The sequence below is a fragment of the Kitasatospora sp. NBC_00458 genome (assembly GCF_036013975.1).
GTDB lineage: Bacteria > Actinomycetota > Actinomycetes > Streptomycetales > Streptomycetaceae > Kitasatospora.
The window spans coordinates 2,720,761-2,741,025 of sequence record NZ_CP107904.1 but is presented as its reverse complement, the minus strand read 5'-3'; the positions used below and the strand labels follow the sequence as shown (position 1 = coordinate 2,741,025).

Genomic DNA, 20,265 nt, shown 5'->3' with positions numbered 1-20,265 from the left:
CGCCGGGAACTACCGTGCCCCTACCAACGGTTGGTCCGAAGGGAGTTGGTTTCTCTGGACGGGGAGTACCGGATGGACGGCGCAGCGATCGTCGAGCAGCTCATGACCACCGAGGGGCGGCTCGACCCCTATCCGCTCTACGCGCGGGCCCACGAGCTCGGCGCCGCCGTACCGGCCGGTCCGGACGTGATCCTCGCGGTCGGTCACACCGCCGCCAACCAGGTGCTGCGCAACCCCGCCTTCGCCCTGGAGGACGCCGCGACCCTGGCGGGAGCCGACGAGGAGCTGTTCGCCCACGCGTCGATCGCCCTGCTCAGCCAGTCGGTCCTGCAGCGGAACGCCCCCGACCACGCCCGGGTCCGGTCGCTGATCGCCTCGGCCTTCAATACCCGCCGGGTGGCCGCGCTCCGCCCGTCGATCGAGACGGCGGTGGGCCGGCTGCTCGACCGGCTGGCCGAGCAGGGCGCCGACGGTTCGCCGGTCGACTTCATGGAGGCCTTCGCCTTCCGGCTGCCGGTCGAGGTGATCTGCGAGCTGCTCGGCGTGCCCGCCGCGGACCGCTACCGCTTCCGCACCCTGGCGTCCGACCTCACCATCGCCCTGGAACTGGTCCAGGACCTCTCCGAGCTGGCGTCGGCCGACACCGCGGCCGACGAACTGTCGGACTACTTCACCGGGTTGATCGCCGAGCGACTGGCCCGCCCGACCGGCGACCTGGTGAGCGACCTGGCCCGGATCGCCGCGGACTCGCCGGACCGGATCACCGGCCAGGAGCTGCTGAGCAACCTGGTCCTGCTGCTGGTGGCCGGGTTCGAGACCACCACCAACCTGCTCGGCAACGGACTCTCGCTGCTGTTCCACCACCCGGAGGCGGCGGACGGGCTGCGCACCGGGGCGCTGGACCCGGGGCTGTTCACCGACGAGGTGCTGCGCTTCGACTCCCCGGTCCAGCTGACCACCCGGGTCGCCGCCGCCGACGGGCTGACGGTGGCCGACCTGTCCGCGCCGCCCGGCACCGTGGTGTTCGTCATGCTGGGCGCGGCCAACCACGACCCGGCCCGGTACCACCGCCCGGAGCGCTTCGACCCGGCCCGGACCGACAGCCAGCCGCTCAGCTTCGGCGGCGGGCCGCACTTCTGCCTCGGCAGCAGGCTCGCCCGTCTGGAGGCGGACATCGCGGTGCCCGCCCTGCTCGACCGCTTCCCCCGGCTGGCCCCCGGCGGCGTCCCGACCCGCCGCGACCGCCTCGTCCTGCGCGGCTACGAGACCCTTCCCGTCACGGTCCGCTGACGCCGCGGGGCGGCTGCCGCGTCCTCTCCGCACGGGGGAGGACGTTTGGCGATTCATCCGAATTCGCCCCGGTATCCTCCCGTTCCCCTGTCGTTTTACCTACCCTTTGTCATGGAGGAGAGGGATCCGGGGGGTGCCCGTCGGCCGTCCCGTCGCGGCCGGGCGGGGTTCGGCTCCCCGAACACCCGCCCGAAGGGAACACCCGATGGACGCCCGCCCCGTGCGCCCCCGCACACCCACGGACGCCCTCCTGCCGTACGCACTGATCGCCGCCGTCACCGGACTGGACATGGTGGTCGGCGCCACGATCCTGCTGGCCCTGCTCGCGGCGCCGCCGGCCCTCGCCGCCGTCGGCTCCGCACCCCGGCAGGTCCTCCTGGTCGGAACGACCGCGCTCCTCGCCTGCCTGGCGGCGGCGACCGTCAACGGGATCCCGGCCTCGCAGCGCGCCTTCGTGGCCTACGGCGCGGTGGTCGCGGTCACCGCCGCCGGCGCCTACGCCTCCGGTGCCCACCGCCGGGCCGAGGCGCACCGGAGGGACGCCGAGGAGCACCGCCGACGCGCCGAACGCGACCTGGCGGCCGCCCAGGCCGTCGCCGACGTCGCCCAGAACGTCATCCTCGGCCCGGTGCCCGCCCGCAACGGCTCCCTCGACCTGGCCGTCTCCTGCACCTCCGCGGCGGCCGGCGCCCGGATCGGCGGAGACTTCTACGAGGCCATCCCGGTGCCCGGCGGCGTCCGCGTCATCGTCGGCGACGTCCAGGGCAAGGGCCTGCCGGCCGTCACCGGCGCCGTCGCGGTCCTCCAGGCCTTCCGCGAGTCCGCCCCCGCCGCCGGCAACGACCTCCTGGCGATCGCCGACCACATCGAGGAGCGGCTGGCGCGCCGGACCGGCGGCGACGAGTTCGTCACCGCCGTGATCGCCGACTGCAGCCACACCGGCCAGGTCACCGTGGTCAACTTCGGCCACCCGCCGCCCCTGGTCCGCCGGGCGGACGGCACCACCCGCCTCGCGGAGCCGGACCTGCCCGGCCTGCCCCTGGGCCTGCCGTTCCGCGACGCCGACGGGCCCGGCACCTGCGTGGTCCGGCTGCGCCACGGGGACCGGATCCTCTTCTACACCGACGGCACCGCCGAGGCCCGCAACAGGGCCGGGGAGTTCTTCCCGCTCCAGGAACGCGGCGCGCTCCTGGACCGCCAGGACCTCGCCGAGGCCCTCACCGACCTGCGGCGGGACCTCGCCGAGTACACCGGCGACCCGCTGGACGACGACGCCGCCCTGCTCCTCCTGCGCTTCGCCCCCACACCGGCCGACGCCCCCGCGCCACCGCCCCGCCCCAAGACCCGCATGCGTCCGGCACCCCCGGCCCGCACGCCCCGGCGGTAGGCCCCTGAGGCTCGGGCCCACTCCCGGGCCCACTTCCGGGCCCAGTCCCGGGCCCACTCCCGGGCCCACTCCCGGGCTCAGTTCCGGGCCCAGCGCTTCCGGTGGTCCTACGGCTTCCGGCGACGCCGGGCGAGGAAGTAGCCGATCACCAGGCCGACCAGCAGGGTCGCGGTCAGGACCACCCACAGGGGCATCGTCACGTCGGCGACCCACAGCGTGACCGACACCGAATCCGTGTTGGCCGCGATGAACCAGACAGCGAGGACCGCGAGGACGCCGATCCCGATCGTACGCAGCCGCAGATCCCTGCCCTTGACCGTGACGGTCGGCGGGCCGTGCGGCGGCGGAGTGTTCTTCGCCATGCCCCCAGTATCCCGCGCATCCCCCCGCCCCACCCGCCCAGCCGCCCGGACCGCCCGCCGCCGCCCGCCCGGGCGGCCACCGGAGCCGACCGGGACCGCTGCCACGAGCTGTCGGTGCCCGCCTGCGCGCCGGATTCCCGGTGGCTACCGGGTACGGGCCGGTTCCGGCCCGCACCGCGGCGTGCGGTCGCTCCGGGGAAGCAGGAGCGGGGTGGTCAGGGCGAGCAGGCCCGCGACCGCGAGGGCGGTGCGCGGTCCGGTGGCGGCGGCGAGCAGCCCGCCGAGCGCGGTGAGGACGGCGATGGACGCCTGCTGGCCGATGGACCAGGCCGCCAGGGTGCGGGCGACGAGGTGGTCGGGGGTGCGTTCGAGCCGACGGGTGGCGAGCACCGGGGTGTACAGGCTCATGTTGACGATGATCGCCAGCTCGACGGCCATCACGGTGACGAGGCCGACGACGCCGGGGCGCACGAAGGCGAGGCCGATCAGCCAGACGACGCGCAGGGTGCCGACGGTCCGGAAGACCCGCTGCCGGCCGTAGCGGGCCACGACGGGGCGGGCCAGCCGTGAGCCGATGAGTCCGCCGAGGCAGGGGGCGGCGAAGGCGAGGCAGTACTGCCAGGGCGGGAACCCGAGCTGCCGGAGCAGGAGTACGGCCAGCAGCGGCTCGGTGGCCATGATCAGACCGGAGACGGCCACGGTGTTGAGGTAGAGCGCCCGCAGCTCGGGCTCGCCCATGATGTGCCGCCAGCCGTCGAGCATCGCGCCGGCCCGGGCAGGGCTCCTGTCCGTCGTCCGCGGCGCTCCTTCCCGGCCGCGGATCGCGGTGATGCCCAGCGCGGAGAGCAGGTAGCTGAGCGCGTCGGCCACCACGGTGGTGACCGGCCCGAACAGGCCGATCGCCGCCCCGCCCAGCGGTGGCCCGACCGCGATGGAGCTCCAGTTCGTGGACTCGAACCGGGCGTTGGCCACGAGCAGGTGGTCCGGCCGGACGAGGGCTTTGAGGTAGGCGCCACTGGCCGCGTTGAAGGCGATCTTGGCCGCGGAGACCACGGCCGAGACCACGAGCAGCTGGGCGAAGCCGAGCACGCCGAAGGCATGGGCGACCGGGATCGACGCCATGGCGGCGAACCGGGCCAGGTCCATCGCGATCATGACCGGGCGCTTGCGCCGGAGGTCCACCCACGGCGCGAGCGGCACCGCGATCACCGCGCCCACCGCGGGCCCCACGGCGGACAGCGCGGACACCTCGGTGGGTCCGGCGTGCAGCACCAGCACGGCGATCAGCGGCAGTGCCCCGAACCCCAGCCCGGAGCCGTACGCGCTCACCGCGTACGCCGCCCACAGCCGGCCGAACCCCCGGCCCAGCGGCGCCCTGTCCGGCACGCTCAGCATTCCCACCCGAAGCTCCCACCCGGACAAACCGACGTTGACCGGTGAGAGCCAAGCGAGCGGTACCGCCGCGGGTCAAACAACCACCCGGCCGACGGGCCACAACCATCCGTTGTTCACTAAGGTGGATCGGCGTGGACCTCGAAGCAGTGCGCACCTTTGCCGCCGTCGTCGAAGCGGGTCAGTTCCAGAAGGCCGCCACCGACCTGTCGATCACCCAGCAGGCCGTCTCCAAGCGCATCGCCGGGCTGGAACGCGACCTCGGCGTCCGGCTGTTCACCCGTGCCCCTCGCGGTGCCGAACTCACCATCGACGGGCAGGCGTTCCTGCCCCACGCCCGCGAGCTGCTGCAGATCGCCGAGCGCGCGGCCGCGTCCGTGCGCCCCGGCAGCCGTCCGCTGCGCGTCGACGTGATCGCCTCGCGCAGCGCGCAGTCCGGCCTGATGCGCGGCTTCCACCGTGCGCACCCCGAGATCGAACTCGACGTGGTGATGCTGTTCGACATCGAGACGGCCGTCACCGCCGTCCGGTCCGGTGCCATCGACGCGTCCTTCCGCGCCGTCGCCGCGCCCGGTCGGCCCCTGCCCGAGGAGATCGAGTCGGTCCGGGTGATCGACGAGCCGCTCCAGCTGCTCACCGGCCCCGCCCACGCGTTGGCGGGCGCCCGGTCGGTGACCGTCGCCGAACTGGTCGGACACCGGATCTGGATGCCCGGCATCGTCCCCGGTACCGAGTGGGGCGCCTACTACGACGACCTCGTCGCCGAGTTCGGCCTCACCATCGAGGCGACCGGCCCCAACTTCGGCTCCGACGCGCTCCTCGACACCATCGCCGACACCCCGGCCCTGGCCACCTTCATGGGCGGGCACACCCGCCTCATCTGGCCCTCCGGCCACGGCCTGCGCCGGATCCCGGTGACCGACCCGACGCCCGTCTACCCGCACTCGCTCCTCTGGCACCGCGACAACCCCCACCCGGCGCTGGCCACCCTCCGCACCCACCTCGCCGCCACGACAGCCGGCCACGACGCCCCCGGGACCTGGACACCGGACTGGGTGCTCCCGCGCCCGCGGTAGTCCGCCACGGATCGGGGGGCGTCCCCCCCCCGCGAGGAGGGTGACGACCCCCGATCACCCGGGTCGTGCACTGGTCCGGAGGCCACAACCGACCCTCCGCCCGCCCGCCCCGTGGATGCCGGCCTATCGGTACACCTGGCACCCCTCGACGATGAGGGCCCGTACCCTCCCCACCCTCGCCCCACCTGACCCGCCGACCCGTACCCTCCCCACCCGACGGGGCCGGGCGCGCAGGGGCTACTGGCTGTGGGTCTCCGGGATGCGCCAGGTGATCAGGAAGCGCTCCGACGGGGACTGGCCGGGCCGGCCGACCGGGATCATGCTCTTCACGAGGTAGCCGAAGACCTGGTGCTGGGCCTCCTCTGAGATCTCGTCCCAGGTGTCCGGGGTCAGGGTCATCACCTCGCGCACCAGGCTGCGGTCGGCCTCGGCCCGCAGCATCTCGATGCGGTCCTCGCGGTCCATCGTGTCGTCGGCGTGCATGGCCCGGATCGAGGCCGGGAGCAGGTTCGGCTCCGCACGCAGGCGCCGGACGATCTCCTGGCAGCCGTAGCGGAAGCCGAGGTGCATCTCCAGCGCCTCGTAGTCCGGGTCCCGGTAGCCGTAGGGCGAGCCGCTCTCGGCCCCGATGTAGTCGCCCTTGAGGATGCGCAGCAGTGCACGCAGGGCGAACTCCGCGCCGTGCTCCTCGATGAGCCGGACGCCGGAGCTGACCCAGTCGTCCTCCGTGAGCTGGGGCTCGTGCGGGACGACGAGGGACGGGTGGATCTCGACGGCGTTGAACGGATTCAGCAGCATTCCGGCGACCAACTCCGGTGTCCACTCGCCGTTCTCGCCGCCCCAGCCGTGCAGCGTCAGCTCCCGGGCGGACCTCATGGTGCCGGCTTCGCCGGTGTGCACCGCCCGCCACAGGCGTTGGAACCGCCGGACCTCGCCCTGCGGGTCCCTGGGCGGGGCGCACTGGTCGGCCAGCACTGCGACGATCGCCTGGACGGTGTCCCACTTCGGTACGTGGAGGCCGTTGAGGGCGGTGCGGACGCCTTCGTGGCTGGGGCAGCCGGGGAGGTCGGGGCGGTCCGCGATCAGGGCACTGATCCTACGCGAACTCACCTGCCCTGCCGCGCGCTGCAGTTCCTGCAAGGACCGGACCAACTCCTGGTGCGGGAGGGTCGGTTGATGGGACGGATTGGCTGCCACGGTTCGACAGACCGCCTTCCTGGGCCGGATACCGGACGGCCGCACGATCCTGCTTTGGCAGCTGTCAGGTTTCGCCAGACTTTCCGGGGAGTGGACTGTCAGAATGGTGACAGGTTGTTGGCGGCGCTGTCGAGGATGGGCGTACGCGCCGGACCGCGGCCGCGTCCCGTCCCCGAGGAGCCACACCTGTGCACATTCCCGCCTATGCCCGGGCCACGATCCGCTCCGCCTTGCCGATGGTACCCACTTCGCGTCAAGTGGCCTCACTGGACTGCTGCTTGTGTGACCAGCCGTTCGACGGTCGGGTGGCCGTCCCGCTCGGGCCGACTCCGACCACGGGTCTGTTCGGGTGTCGGGACTGCCTGACCCGGCTGGTGAAGCGGGCTCGTCAGCATCGCGACAGCGCGCTCGTCCAGGAGGCCGACTTGGCACACGCGCAGTCGGTGGCGTGGACCGCGACCCGCCTCCGCCACCTGGCCTCCCTGGAACACGTGAGGCGGGCCGCGGAGGCCGTGACAGGTCTCGCCGCGGACGACGACGTCGAACCGCTCGAGGTGGCGTGGCTGCTGGTGTCGCTGGAGTCGGCGCACGCCTGGACCACCGAGGACGCTCCCCGGCCGCCCGGTTCCGAGCCGGCGGATGAGGAACTCCGGGAAGCGGGCTTCCGCCTCTCGCTGGAGATGATCTCCGCCCGCGAGGCCGTGGCGGGACGCCTCGTCTACCACCTGATCAACGAAGCCGCGCTGCCGGAACCGGAGTTCTGCGCGGAATCGGGGTGCCCGGAGTCCTGCTCCGGCCGCCACGACAGCGAACACATCGACTGCGGACCGGACGCCGTCTTCGAGGACCTGGCCCGCCGCGGGATCGAGCTGGAACGCCCCTATGACCTCCCGCCGCCGCGGCGCAGACCGCCGGCGGAGGAGGAACCGCCGCTGACCGGCTTCGACGGCGACCCGGACGAACTGGTGGACGGGTACGGGCAGGTGCTGGCGTACTTCGGGCTCGACCACGAGAACACCGAAGTACTCGTCGACGCGGCTGCGGTCGGGCTGGTGGCCGACGTCTGGCGAGACGGCCCGTTGGACGCGATTCACGCGGCCGGTACCGGGCCGACCGACGGCGAGATCTTCGCCCAGAGCGTTGACCTCTACCGGACGGCCCGCGCGGCCCTGCTCGCCGCCCGGGACGGCGGCCCGGAGGAACTGCTCGTGTTCCAGGCGATCGCCTCCGACGTGCGGCTGCGGTGGGCGGGCGGTTCCTCCTTCACCCTGATGGCCTGCGGTGAGCCCACCGAGGAGTTCTGCCACGACGTCGACAACCGGATCTGGTTCACCGGCAAGCAGATGAAGGAACTGGGGTGGCGGACCGCGTTGATGCACCGGGCGATGTCGGCCGCCGTCAAGACCCGGGGCCACTTCGGCATGCCAGGCTGGCCCGCCGTCGCGGCCACTGCCCTGCGGAGGACCGGCGCGCTGGACCGGACGGACGCGCCCGGGACGCTGCACGACCTCGCAGCCGTCGAAGCCGCGCTCCGGGAAGCACCGGACCGACTGGGCGCGGACGCTCTCGACTGGCTCTGCCGCCGGGGCGTGTTCGTCCCGGAAGCGGACGTGCCGCGGTGAACTGGGACGGCATCACCCTCGGCATCCTCGCGGCCTTCGGATGCGTCATGCTCGTGCTCGCCCAGATCCGCGAGGTGCTGGCCAAACTGCCCGAACTCATCCGCGCCTGGCGCCGGGTGCGCCAGGAACTCGGGGCCCCGGCGCCGGGCCCGGACGGGCACGACAGCGAGCCGGACACCGACACCGGATGAGCGCCCGCCCGGTCACCCCGGTACCCCCGGCCTCTGCGCCGGTCCGTCGGGAACTCGGCGCACCGCTGCTGCGCGAGCGCTGGATCACCACCGGCGCCCGAAGCGCTCCGATTGAGTGGTCGGAGGACCGCTACCGACCGGACACGGCGGAAGGCGGCGGTCACCAGTACCCGTTCCGCCCGGCTCTGGTGACCGCCGCACAGGGAAGCGATCCGTCTCCGATCGCCCGCCGAGCGGCGGCCAGGATCCGTATTGCTCACCGCGGATGATCGCGGCCGTGTCGGGCGATTGTGCATCCGAGACCCACATGCAAGGGAGCCCCATCCTGTGCCCGAGGGCGCCGGGGTCGACCTTTTGCCGAGACGTTTCTGGTTGTGAAACCGACGCTGCCCGTAACGGCCTGTTGGGGCGCACCATCAGTGCGCCCCAACAGGCCGTCACCCGCTCGGAGGGTTTCCTACAGGTCGTAGTTCTGATCGAACATGCCTCTGACCTGCGGAAATGGAAGCCTAAAGGAAGATCATTTCACAATCAGTGCACATGCGGCGGCGATGACGATGAGATGCGGTGAGAGGTGCCGAGCGGAGACCGCGAGGTCGAGTCGGCAGCCCTCCGCGTAGCGCCACGCGGAGCTGCGGAAGCTGGCCCGACGTCACGAATGCAGGCGGGACCGGGCTGTAGCTGTTGGGTGGACATTGACACCCGGCGACCTTGTCCGGGGTTGCTGGTATACATAGCGCCTGATGTCAATTTTCGGGGGTACGAACCACTGATGCGAGTCTTCCTTCAGCCCGCGAAGCTCTCGAAGAAGCTGATCATGGACCACTACCGGGACACTGTTCTCAGTCCGGTTGATATCGAGAAGCACACCGACCTGCTGGACGAGCAGGTAAGGAAGCGCTTGAGCGATGAGTTCCCTCGGGGCGTAGCCCAGATGTGGGGCGTTGTTCCCGGTAAGGGCGAGCGGAACGTCCATTTCTACCGACAGTTGAAGCCAGGCGACTGGGTGTTCTTCACCGGTGACAACCATCTGTACTTTGGCGGCAGGGTGCGGGTGGTGTGGCGAGACCGCCTCCTCGCAACTCGGCTCTGGGGCACGGATGAGGGAGGCAGCACCTGGGAGTGCATGTATGCGTTCTCCGACGGCAGGACGTTCGACGTCCCTATGGTCGAGATTCGCCGGGTTCTCGGGTGGGAGAACGAGAACCGGCACGTCCGGAACTTCCAGGCGCTGAGTGACAGCGCGAGTGAGCTCCTTCACGATCTGCTGAACCTTGACCGTGCGACCGGCGAGTTGTCAGCGAAGGAGCGTGAAGATGCAGAGAGTGCGCTCAAGGAGTATGACGGGCCGCTCGAGCGAACCGCCCAGCGGGCTTACCGAGCTGAGCAGTCGCTGCTCAAGCAGCAGCTCCTCCCCGGTGCAGAGGGCGAATGTGCGCTCTGTGGCCGGACGCTTCCTCGGGCCTTCCTCGTCGCTGCCCATATCAAGAAGCGTTCGGTCTGCACGGACGAGGAGAAGCGAGATTTCCGAAATATAGCTATGCTGGCCTGTTTGCTCGGGTGTGACGGGCTCTTCGAGCGGGGATTCATTAGTGTCGGAGCGGACGGCGAAGTCCTGGTTAGCCCAGCAGTCGAAGCCTCAGCTGCGGTTCTGCAGCATGTCGACCAGATCCTCGCGAATCGCACCGTCTCATGGTGGAACCCGGACCGTGAGAAGTACTTCGCATGGCACCGTACCCACTCGTTCAAAGAGTTCACCGTCCGCTGACCTGTCGAGCGACGGGGGCCCCGAGGGTCCGCTTTGACGGACAGGTTGCCCGTTTGAGCAGATGAGGCAGCGTCGGCAGGCGCAGTACGGTCCCGCGATGGAGTTCTTGGACCCGTAACCAATCCGCCGGCTCCTCGAGGTGCTGGCGGATTGGAAAACCCTCAGCAGCATTTAGCTCAAATATGCGTTAGATCCCTGGTGGTCCAGGTATTCGGGGGCCTCGGGCTTTGTGGCGAGCTCAAATTCATTTCACTTCAATTTCACACTGCGAGACCGCCGGCCCTCGATGCCTGTTCTAGCGCAGGCATCGGAGAGGTCTTTATAGGTAGCAGTAATACTCGAAAATGCGTCTGGTCTGCCGAAATGCTGACCTAAGAGGAGATCATTTTACGACCAGAGAAAATGAGGCAGCCTTAATAAATTAAATACGTTGAGAAGCACTCGAGTTGTGATGAGGAGGTCGCGCTGGTTGCTCGCGGAGGGGTGCGACGTAGTGTTACCAAGCATCGAACAAGTTCGTGTTTGGATCCAGGTCGGTCACGTCACCCAGTGAGCCGACTCTCACTGACGGAAATCAAAGCGTACGGGGTGGCCCAGCAGGCTCGCGGCACCGTCGAGATCCGCCAGGCGCTCGGCCACTACGGCTGAGGCCAGGTGTAGTGGCAGTGCCGCGGAGAACTTCAATCCCTTAACGGCACGTGGGTCCACGCTGGGGAGTGCAATGCGGTTGGCGGCTCCAGCGGTGGCCTTGCGCCACATGGCTGGAGTGAGGTCCTCACGCAGCCTTAGCCAGGCGTCCGTCGGGCGCTGGGTCTGATCGGCGAGGCCGGACAGGGTCGTGGTGAGAGTGGCGTTCGCGCGATAGCCGCCCCAGGTCCACCATCGGACGTCGCCGCCGACACGAGTGATCAAGGTGCCCCCTGGATGGACGCTGCCCGCCGCTGTATCTTCGCGCATCCCAGCGAGTTGTGCGGTGGCACGGCGGGTCAGGCGGACGGGCGGCTCTTCGCCGAGTAGGGCGGACCGCATGGCTTGGGTGAGGGCGAAGGAGAGACCGCCGATGCCAGAACTGTTCCACTTCGCCACCCCACCGCCATCTGCGGGTTCGACGAATGTACGGCGACGGGTCCAGTCGATGTGGGTGACCTGCCAGCTGCGACCAGCGAGCAGCAGCCGGCGCGGACCGGCGCGCTCCTCGGTGAGCACGGTCGGATCGATCCGCCCGACTTCGGTGCGTCCCAGGAGGACGGTGAACTGCGGCGGCGCAGTGAATGCTGCGGTGAGACCCATGAAGTGGCGTCGGCCGAACTTCTTCTCCGCCTCCGGGCCGATGAACAGTAGACCGCTGTCCTCGTTGAGGAAGCCACAATCGACGAGGTGACGCAGGATCGGCTCGGCGGAGCCATCGAAAGGCGTGAGGCCATTCCACTCCGCCGACCAGAGCCTGTCGCCGATCTTGTGGTTCTGCAGGCACAGCGCAAGCAGTTGCTGCGCCACCAAATGCCGGGGATTCGGGGGCGGTTCGACCGGCTCGACCCAGCCGCGGCCCCAGAGTGCGAGAAGCCCGGAGGACTGCAGGAGCGATGACTCGGATGTGGTGAGGAAAAGACAGTTGCGGCTGCTCCCCGCGCGCCTTCCGGTCCTGCCGATCCGCTGGAGGAAAGAAGCGACCGTGGACGGGGAGTCGATCTGGATCACCCGGTCCAGGTCGCCGACGTCAATGCCGAGTTCCAGTGTGGAGGTGGACACGATGACGCAGTCGCGGGCTTCTGCGAAGGCCAGCTCGGAACGGCGTCGCTCGTCCAACGAGAGTGAAGCGTGTGAGAGGAAGGTGCTGATTCCCCGCTCACGCAGCGCTGCCCCCAGGAGTTCCACCTGCCGTCGGGAGTCGCAGAACACTAGGCGCTTTTCGCCCCGGTGCAGGGCGGCGATGACCTTTGCGGCGTTGTCGAGCGAGCCCACGTAGTCGAGTTCGACCTCGCCGGCTGGCCGGCTGGCGGCAATGCTGGATGCTGCGGTCCCGGCTATGGGAACGTCCGGCGCGATCACCTGTCCGGGGCGCATGCCGGCACCTGAGCCCTGTAGCCAGGTGAGCAGCGCATCAGGGTTGCCGACTGTCGCCGACAGGCCGATGCGTTGGATCGGGTGGCCGGTGATTCGCGACAGTCGCTCCAGTACTGCGAGGAGGTGCCAGCCGCGATCGTCCCCGGCGAAGGCGTGTACCTCGTCGACCACTACGGCGCGGACATTCCCGAGCAGGTGTCCATGGTCCGTGGTGAAGCCGATCAGCATGGCCTCGAGGGATTCCGGCGTGGTGAGCAGGATGTCGGGTGGGTCGGCACGGATCTGGCGGCGACGACTCTCTGCGGTGTCACCGTGCCAGAGCTCTGCCCGACGACCGAGCCACTGCGCGTAGGTGTCCACCCGGGTGACCAGGTTGTTCAGCAATGCCTTGAGCGGGCACAGATATAGCACGGACAGGGCGTTCCAGCGGTGCTGCTCCATGGCCGAGAGCAGTGGAAAACAGGCTGCCTCTGTCTTTCCGCCCGCAGTGGGGGCAAGCAGAACAGCGTCATCGCCGTCCAACAGAGGGGCGATTGCCGCACGTTGCAGCGGCCGCAGGTCGGGCCATCCGAGGGTGTTGGCGATGTGGTGCAACAGGACAGGATGCAGTCGGTCCAGGACATCCGGCCAAGGGGGACTGGACTGCCCGTCCTCAAGTCGCTCATTCATGAGAGGTCCAGGTCGATGTCGTCCGCTGCGGCGGCGAGGTTGCGCTCCGTCTCTGTCAATTCGTTCGAGGCGACGGTCAGTTTGTAGTGCATGCGAGGGTCGAAGTCCGCAAACTGGTCCACTCGGTCCAGGACGTCACCGACCAGCTTCTTGAGGAAGAGCCGCGGCGCGACCCCGACCTTTCCACCGAGCGACCCTGCCACGGCTTGGGCGAGGTCGGTCACGTAGACGTCGTCGATCAGTGCCTTGATCCTCTCGGGGGACTCCGCACCCTCGGCATAGAGATCACGGATGGTGCGGCCCAGTTCACCGAGGCTCTCCAGCGTGAAGCCCGGCAATCGCAGTTGTACGGCGCGCGGGTTGTCGAAGCGGGGGTCGGTGGTGAAGTCGGTGGCCAATCGCTGAGCCAGCGGTGCGAGCCGCTGGACGCCCTGCTGGCCATCGAAGAAGGCGGGTGTACCGGTGATCACTAGGTAGAGGCCCGGGAACCGGCCCGAGTGCACCTCGTCGATAAGTTGGCGTAGGGCATTCAGGGCCTTGTCGCGGGCGTCGGAACGCACTCGTTGCAGGGTCTCCACTTCGTCCAGGACCAGGAACAGCCCCGGCTGGCCGCCATCCCGCAACACGGTGAGCAGGCCCTGCAGAAAGCCAAGAGCGCCGAAGTGGTCCAAATCCCCGCGCACGCCGGCCGAACGGCGCGCGGCGGCGGCGACGTGAGGTTGGCCGCCCAACCAGGCGAGGACGGCCGACGCGGTGGCGTCGTCCCCTGCACTCTGGGCCGCGCGGTAGCCGCGCAGAGCCGTGGCGAAGGAGGGCGCGTGCCGCGACACCTCGGCGAGCCGTACCGTCAGTAGTTCCTCGACCGCGCTTGACAGTTCCGCCTCGTCGGCCCCGGTGGCGAGCGCGTCCTCCTCCAGGGCGAAGAACCAGGCGTCGACTACTGGCCGGAGCGCGCTGGGCGGGAAGCTGGAAGTGGCCAGGCGTTCGGTGAGCCTGCGGTAGACAGTCTCCAGCCGATGAAGCGGAGTCTCGGTCTCCGAGACCTGGATCTCGGCCACCGCGAAGTTGCGCCGCTTCGCGCGCTCTCCGAGCCAGCGGGTGAAGAACGTCTTGCCCGAACCGTACTCACCGCGTACGGCCTTGAACATGGACGCCCCGGCAGCGACCGCGTCCAGCTCCGAGTCGAGGGCAGCCTCGAACCGATCCAGCCCGACGGCCAGGACGTCCAGCCCGCTCTCCGGCACGGCCCCACGCCGCAGTGCGTCTATCACCGCGCGCCGCCGGGCGGCACTGACGGGTGAGATGGCGGTGGCGGGAGCGTCGGGTTCGGTCACCGGGACAGTTTCCCATTCGTCGGCCGGCTCCGTTGACCTACGCGGTGGGTGGGATCTCCGGGACGCCCCCGGGACTTGCGTGAACTAGGACGAACAGAGTGTAGTTGTGCCACAGTTCGATCACCGATGGGTGACTCAAGGGTGGGGACGAGGAGATCGTGGCGCTCGACAATCCGAAGCTGCGCGTGGTGCTGGACGACATCAGCTCGGGCAAGCTTCAGCTGCCTGAGTTCCAGCGGAACTGGAAGTGGGATGACGAGAGGATCCGGGCCCTGCTGGCCACGATCACCCTTGGGTATCCCCTCGGCGTGGTGATGACTCTGGAGACCGGGGGCGTACCGCAGTTCAAGGCACGGACCTTGTCCGGAGCGGAGCACGGCGGCGGGGTCACCCCGGCGAAGCTACTCCTTGACGGCCAACAGCGATTGACCTCCCTGTACCAGGCACTGCGGCAGGGCGCTCCGGTCGACACCGAGGACGCCAGGGGCACGCCGATGAAGCGCTGGTACTACATCAACATCGAAGCAGCCCTGAAGGGCGTCATCGACCGCGAGGAAGCCGTGATCTCCCTGCCGGAGAACCGGGTGCTCCGCCGCGATTTCGGGCGCCAGACCGAGCTGGATCTCAGTACCCGTCAGCTCGAGTGCTCGGCAGGGATGTTCCCTGTCAACCTCGCCTTTGACGAGACCGAGAAGTTCGCTTGGCAGATGCAGTACATCCAGGTGCACGGCCAGGAGGCATTGACGCTCTGGCCGCAGTTCGCACAACGGGTCCTCAACCACATCACTGGATTCGACATTCCGATGATCGTGCTCCCCTCGGAAACGCCGCAGGACGCGGTCTGTTCGGTGTTCGAGCGGGTGAACACCGGCGGTGTACCGCTTGACGTCTTCGAGCTGCTCACGGCGACGTACGCCGGCGACCGGAGCTACCGGGAGGAGTACGGCGAGGACTTCCACCTCGGCAACGTGTGGACTGCCACTAAGCAGGAGCTCACCACGGCACACCCGGTGCTCGGCACCCTGGAAGGCCGTCAGGACAGCGGAATTACCAGCAGTGACTTCCTACAGGCAATCAGTCTGGTGCGCACCTACGAGCGCAAGCAGGAGGGTAAGGCGGCCGCGGTCTCGTGCAAGCGGCGGGACCTGCTCAGTCTTCCGCTGGCCGACTTCCGCCGATTGGCCCCGGCTGTTCTCGAGGGTTTCGACTGGGTCGGCAGGTTCCTGGCCAAGCAGTTCGTCTTCCACCACGGAGACCTTCCCTACCGCACGCAGCTGGTGCCGCTGGCTGCGGTGCACGCACTACTGAGCCGGACGGGTGGGCTCGATGAGCGCAGCGAGGCGCTGATCACCCGTTGGTACTGGTGCGGGGTGATGGGAGAGATGTACGGCAGCGGGACCGAGAGCCGGATGCCTCGCGATGTCGAGCAGTTGCTGGCTGCGATCGACGATCCGGACGCGCAGGAGCCCGACACCATCGTGGAGGCCAACTTCCAGGCCGCGCGGATCGACCGGCTCGCCAGTCGCAGCAGCGCTGCCTACAAGGGTGTCTACGCGCTGCTCGGCAAGCGCGGTGTGTACGACTGGTACTTCACCGAGGCGCCGATGACCGGCGAGACCATGGTCAGCCAGTACGTGGATATCCGTCAGATCTTCCCCAAGGGCTGGTTCGCGAAGAACGGCGGCAATGACATCCGGTCGACGTCAATCGTCAACAAGATGCTCATGTCCTATCGGGCAGGCAGCAGTGCCACGGGAGCTCCGTCTGGCTACCTCCAGGTGCTGGCGCGCGAGGCCGGGCTCGACGAGGTCTGGTTCGACGACCGGATCGTCAGCCACCTCATCGATCCCAAACTGCTCCGCGCCGACGATTTCGACGCGTTCTACGAGGATCGTCGAACCCGGCTGCTCGGACTGATCGAGGATGCGATGGGAAAACCTGTCGCCGGTCGGGAGACCAGCAGCACCAGGGCCGAAGGGGCGAGTGTCGATGCCCACTGACCAAGATCTCCAAAGTCTTCAGGGCAAGACCTTGACGGTGGAGAAGCTGCTCGGACTGTTCCAGGCCACTGCGCGAGACCAGGCCGTGGTGATGCAGGTCCGCGCGGCCCTGGCTGCCGTCAGTCTGACTACCGTTCCCTCATTTGCGACGGCGAACCTGTTCGCGGAGGTGGCAGTCGTACCGCTGACGGCCCCGGCGGCCTCCGGAGGCGGCGACGACGAGGACGCCACGACATCGGGCCTGCAGGAACAGCCGCTCCACCCGCCGATGGTGGTCGGCGCGCTGCCCGCCTCGCGCGCCGGTCTCGATTCCGTCGAGCCGGGCACGCCGCTGATACAGGCAACCATGCGGATGATGACCAGACGGGTGGGCCAGCTTCCCGTTGTCGACGGCTTCGCCAAGTTGTGCGGTGTGGTTACTTGGGAATCGATCGCGGCGATGCGGGCGCGTGGTGTGCAGGGCACGGTGGTGGAGGATGCCTTCGAACGGGGCGAGATCCCTGAAGTCGGTTGGCAAGACAAGCTGCTGCCGGCGATGGATCGCGTCCGCGACCACGGCTACGTGATGGTGCGTAGCCCGCTCGGGGAGTTCTCCGGCATCATCACGCGTGCGGATCTCGCCGAGCGCTTCGGGATCTTCGCGGCTCCCTTCTATGTCATCGGCGAGATCGAGCGCACCCTCCGGGACGGAGTACATCGTCGGTTCACCGATGAGGACGTCAAGCAGTCCACGGCACGTGCAAACGCCATTGACCAGCTCACCATGGGGGCCTACTGGCATTTCTTCAAGTCGCAGGGCATCTGGGAGCAACTGGGCTGGCCGGAAGTGCCGATGGAGCAGTTCCTAGCCGACCTGAATGCGGTGGTCGACATCCGGAACGCCGTCATGCACTTCGATCCGACGCCCCTGGCGCCGAGGAAGATGCGCCGGCTTGAGGAGTTCGCCGGACTGCTGCGTGCCCTCCACTTTTGATCACGGAGGGCACGCGGGGCGCGGGCTGCTACAACCCGAACTGGGTTCGCAGCAGCCCGCGGTCCAGGCGCAGCGTGCGGCCGTCCGGGAGGGTAGCCAGCACCTGGACGCTATCGAAGTTGAGAATCTGGCGCAGCGTCGCAGCAAACCCATCGGCGCGGACCGGGAGGATTCCGACTCGCTGGGCCAGGGCCGTCACGGGGAGAGTCCCGTTGGCGTCCAACAGCGCGGTGAGCGCAGCCTCGATCCGGGCAGGGTCCTGCTTTCGGGCCAGGCCCTTGCACTGAGCATCGAAGATCTCCGATGAGAGCAGGGCCGCCAGCAGCGGATCACTCGCAGAGCCGGAGGGGGACGCGGCTACCGTTGTGTCGGCCGACGAGTCGGGCTCGGCAGACGTGACGGCACCCAGGTCGAAGAGGGACGGAGTGTCAGAGGTCTCCGCCTTCGGCTTGCGCTTCGGACGCGCAGGGACGGGCGGCTCGTGAGGAGGCTGCGTGGCGACGGACAGCTCGGCCGACGCTTCGCCCGCCGACCACCAGAGCGGATGCGGGTCGCCAAGTTCGCGCCAACCTTTGGGCGGTGTGGCGCCGAACGGGAGCAGAGCCAGCACCGGGATCGCGAACTCGGCCAGAGACGCGCCCCCGTGGTATCCGGCATGGCGCGAGGAGTAGTACTTCTCGGTGTCCCACAGGGCCACGATCCGGTTCCCGGTGTCCGGCGAGAGCACCCGCGGGCCAGCCAGCTCCACCTCGCCTGCTTGCAGGGGCTCACTGGCTGCACGATGGCGGTTGGACACGGATCCGGGTGTTCCCAGCCGGGTGCCGCCATGTTCCACGACGTGCCCATGGTCACTGGTGATGAGCACCGCTCGGCCTTGGGACGCTGCCACGTCAAGGAGGGTCCGCAGCATGCCGATCTCCCGTACTCCCCATGAAGGGTCGCTGCTGGGCTGCTCCTTGTCGAGGCGGTCGTCGATCGTGTTGATGACGACGGCGATATGCGTTTCCCCGTCGTACAGAGCATCGGTCAGCTCTGGACCGAAGATGGCGCCGACCCCCTGGCCGTTCAGGTCTCCCTTGTGGAACACGGCGACGGGTTGCTTTCCCCAGAAGCGGTGCTCGGGGAACACCCGCTTCTCGACATTCTGGTCGCCGCGCATCAGCCGACCGGCGAACAACGAGGTACGGGATACGGCGGTGAGTGTTGGGAGGGCGGCCGCCATGGCGCGTCGACGCGGTCGGTCGGCTGTGGCCTGGGTAGCGTCAGGTGCAGCCAGCAGCGGGTCGAACTCGGCCCAGCGTTCCCGGAGCTCGTCCCCGAGCTCGGCCGCGATGGGTGCGCTCATCCCGTCCAGCACGACCAGCAGGACCAGCTTTTCGGCGGACTTGACGACGGGGGCGACGATGCGACTCAGGAAGCTCTCGACCGTCAGCATGGAGCCTGGGTCGGTGCCGGCTGCTGTCCAGCGCTTGAGGAGGTTGGCGAACGAGCCGTCATGGTTGTGGCGGCGTGTCCGCACGTCATGCGCGATGCGGTCGTAAGCGGCGCTGAGCGCGGGGTCAGGATCCCCCCCGGTTCGGACGTGTTCAAGGGCCAGGTCGACCCACGCCGTCTCGGCCATGTGCTGGTCGAGATATGAAGCGACGGTGGCGGTAGCGTCCGGAGGTGTGCCGCCCGGCCCTGCGTTTTCGGTCCGTGCCGGTGCGCCCAACCACCGCACGAGGCGAAGAGCCATCTGGGCGCGTGTGATCCGGGTCTGTACCTCGGGCTCGTCCGCGAGATGGTGCTGTGTCAGCCGCCTGATGGCACCTTCCGCCATCTCAGTGCCCTCGGCCAGCGCGGTTCCCACGGCCGCGAAGCGTGCTTCCAGGCCCGCCCGAAGGATCCGGCTGTGAGCAGCCGCGCTCTCGGCGCCGAATTGGCGGACCAGCGCTTCGGCCCGGGAGAGGACCGTGTCCAGCACACGACGCGAAGCCACCGCATCGGCACCGGAACGCGCGCGGGTCGCCGCGATCAACTGGCCGACGTAGCCCTCTGCCGCCAGCCCGTAGGCGGCAGCGAAGCCGTCCAGAGCCTGAGCGCCTGATGCTTCGTGCTGCTTGACCCAATCCTCGTCGAGGAACCGCTCGGCTCGTCCACGAGCCCGGAACACTTCGTTCTCCGCGACATCTGCGCTGTGCACCCACAGAGCCGCGCAGACCAATCCGTAGGCGGCGGCATCGGTCCCGTGGCCCGCGTCCACCAGGGCAAAGAGCAGCTCGCCGGCCTGTCCGGCCGGGCCGCCGACGAGGAATGCCCGCAGCCCCTGGTGCTCTGCCGGCCGCAGCGTCGAGAACCTGGCCGGTCCACCGGGTGTGGCTGCCCAGTCGAGCAGTGCAGTGACGCCGACGCTGCCGCCCGCCAGTCCGAGGCGGCGACCGGCGAGCTGCGTGAGCGCGTCGTCCCGACTGAGGAGTCGGCTACCGGGCCGGGTCCAGCCGCCCGGAGGGGTGGCGTCGATCAGTGCCTCGGCGGCCCACGTCTCGGCTCGCAGCTTGTTCTCGACGTTCTCCAGATCCACGCCGAAGAGCTGTGCCACTACCGTCCAGGGCTCTATCACCTGCACTCGCTGCCGGTACGCGAGCGAGAGCAGATCCTCGCCCAGCTCGCTCTCCTCACGGTCCGTCAGGATTACCAGAAGCTCGGCTTCGACCGGGTGGGAGGAGTCCTGGTGGTCGAGGGCCAGCTCGTAGACCGCGAGAGGCGAGGGGGTAGCCACGACCCGTACACGCCGGGTGGCCGCGACCGACCCGGCGGTCTCCACAGAGAGGATGGCCGGGCCCTCCCAGCGCGGCTCGGCGCGCACCAGGAGCAGGGAGCGGCGGTCTGACCCCAGAGAGCGGTGCTTGCCGGGGACCAGCAGCCCGCTGAGGTGCTGGGCGAGCATGGATGGACTCAGCC

Annotated in this window: 14 protein-coding genes; 8 read left to right on the top strand and 6 right to left on the bottom strand. The window is 69.1% G+C overall.

Annotated features, from left to right (window positions below; all coding sequences use genetic code 11):
- Nucleotides 1-72: 72 nt before the first annotated feature.
- Nucleotides 73-1,290 carry a cytochrome P450 gene (locus OG550_RS10740; RefSeq protein ID WP_327676469.1) on the top strand — a complete coding sequence of 406 codons (1,218 nt, stop codon included), beginning with the start codon at nt 73-75 and terminating at the stop codon, nt 1,288-1,290.
- 205 nt (nt 1,291-1,495) lie between these two features.
- On the top strand, nt 1,496-2,677 hold the full coding sequence (locus OG550_RS10735) for a PP2C family protein-serine/threonine phosphatase (protein ID WP_327676468.1): 1,182 nt from the start codon (nt 1,496-1,498) through the stop codon (nt 2,675-2,677).
- A 107-nt stretch (nt 2,678-2,784) separates the two neighbouring features.
- On the opposite strand, the gene OG550_RS10730 is transcribed toward OG550_RS10735, so the two are convergent.
- Both OG550_RS10730 and OG550_RS10725 read right to left on the bottom strand, forming a co-directional pair.
- Nucleotides 2,785-3,039: a LapA family protein gene (locus OG550_RS10730; protein ID WP_327676467.1), complete on the bottom strand. Its 255-nt coding sequence runs from the start codon at nt 3,037-3,039 to the stop codon at nt 2,785-2,787.
- Between the two features lie 144 nt (nt 3,040-3,183).
- Nucleotides 3,184-4,434, bottom strand: coding sequence for an MFS transporter (locus tag OG550_RS10725; protein WP_327683804.1), 1,251 nt, complete (start codon nt 4,432-4,434; stop codon nt 3,184-3,186).
- A gap of 131 nt (nt 4,435-4,565) precedes the next feature.
- Here OG550_RS10725 and OG550_RS10720 point away from each other — a divergent pair, with 131 nt between their 5' ends.
- A complete protein-coding gene (locus tag OG550_RS10720) occupies nt 4,566-5,507 on the top strand; it encodes a LysR family transcriptional regulator (protein ID WP_327676466.1) in 942 nt (313 codons plus the stop codon).
- A gap of 237 nt (nt 5,508-5,744) precedes the next feature.
- Here OG550_RS10720 and OG550_RS10715 read toward each other — a convergent pair whose 3' ends face one another.
- Entirely contained in the window at nt 5,745-6,647 is a 903-nt protein-coding gene (locus tag OG550_RS10715) for a hypothetical protein (RefSeq protein ID WP_327676465.1), read from the bottom strand.
- 482 nt (nt 6,648-7,129) lie between these two features.
- On the opposite strand from OG550_RS10715, the gene OG550_RS10710 reads away from it, so the two are divergent.
- The 3 genes from OG550_RS10710 to OG550_RS10700 all read left to right on the top strand — a co-directional run bounded on the left by OG550_RS10710 (nt 7,130) and on the right by OG550_RS10700 (nt 10,285).
- Nucleotides 7,130-8,326, top strand: coding sequence for a hypothetical protein (locus tag OG550_RS10710; RefSeq protein WP_327676464.1), 1,197 nt, complete (start codon nt 7,130-7,132; stop codon nt 8,324-8,326).
- The gene (locus tag OG550_RS10705) at nt 8,323-8,517 is read left to right on the top strand and encodes a hypothetical protein (RefSeq protein ID WP_327676463.1); all 195 of its coding nucleotides are present in this window, start codon (nt 8,323-8,325) and stop codon (nt 8,515-8,517) included. The genes OG550_RS10710 and OG550_RS10705 overlap by 4 nt, the downstream gene beginning before the upstream one ends.
- A gap of 772 nt (nt 8,518-9,289) precedes the next feature.
- Nucleotides 9,290-10,285: a hypothetical protein gene (locus OG550_RS10700; RefSeq protein ID WP_327676462.1), complete on the top strand. Its 996-nt coding sequence runs from the start codon at nt 9,290-9,292 to the stop codon at nt 10,283-10,285.
- A 561-nt stretch (nt 10,286-10,846) separates the two neighbouring features.
- Here OG550_RS10700 and OG550_RS10695 read toward each other — a convergent pair.
- Together OG550_RS10695 and brxD are read right to left on the bottom strand one after the other, a co-directional pair.
- Nucleotides 10,847-13,018, bottom strand: coding sequence for a DEAD/DEAH box helicase (locus tag OG550_RS10695; RefSeq protein ID WP_327676461.1), 2,172 nt, complete (start codon nt 13,016-13,018; stop codon nt 10,847-10,849).
- A complete protein-coding gene (gene brxD, locus OG550_RS10690; protein WP_327676460.1) occupies nt 13,015-14,352 on the bottom strand; it encodes a BREX system ATP-binding protein BrxD in 1,338 nt (445 codons plus the stop codon). The genes OG550_RS10695 and brxD overlap by 4 nt, the downstream gene beginning before the upstream one ends.
- Nucleotides 14,353-14,510: 158 nt before the next feature.
- On the opposite strand from brxD, the gene OG550_RS10685 reads away from it, so the two are divergent.
- Both OG550_RS10685 and OG550_RS10680 read left to right on the top strand, forming a co-directional pair.
- A complete protein-coding gene (locus tag OG550_RS10685; RefSeq protein WP_327676459.1) occupies nt 14,511-16,352 on the top strand; it encodes a GmrSD restriction endonuclease domain-containing protein in 1,842 nt (613 codons plus the stop codon).
- Nucleotides 16,342-17,325, top strand: a complete 984-nt coding sequence (locus OG550_RS10680; protein WP_327676458.1) for a CBS domain-containing protein — start codon at nt 16,342-16,344, stop codon at nt 17,323-17,325. Before OG550_RS10685 ends, OG550_RS10680 begins: the two co-directional genes overlap by 11 nt.
- Before the next feature lie 28 nt (nt 17,326-17,353).
- Here the strand turns inward: OG550_RS10680 and pglZ are convergent, their stop codons facing one another.
- Nucleotides 17,354-20,251 carry a BREX-2 system phosphatase PglZ gene (pglZ, locus tag OG550_RS10675; protein WP_327676457.1) on the bottom strand — a complete coding sequence of 966 codons (2,898 nt, stop codon included), beginning with the start codon at nt 20,249-20,251 and terminating at the stop codon, nt 17,354-17,356.
- Between the last annotated feature and the right edge of the window lie 14 nt (nt 20,252-20,265).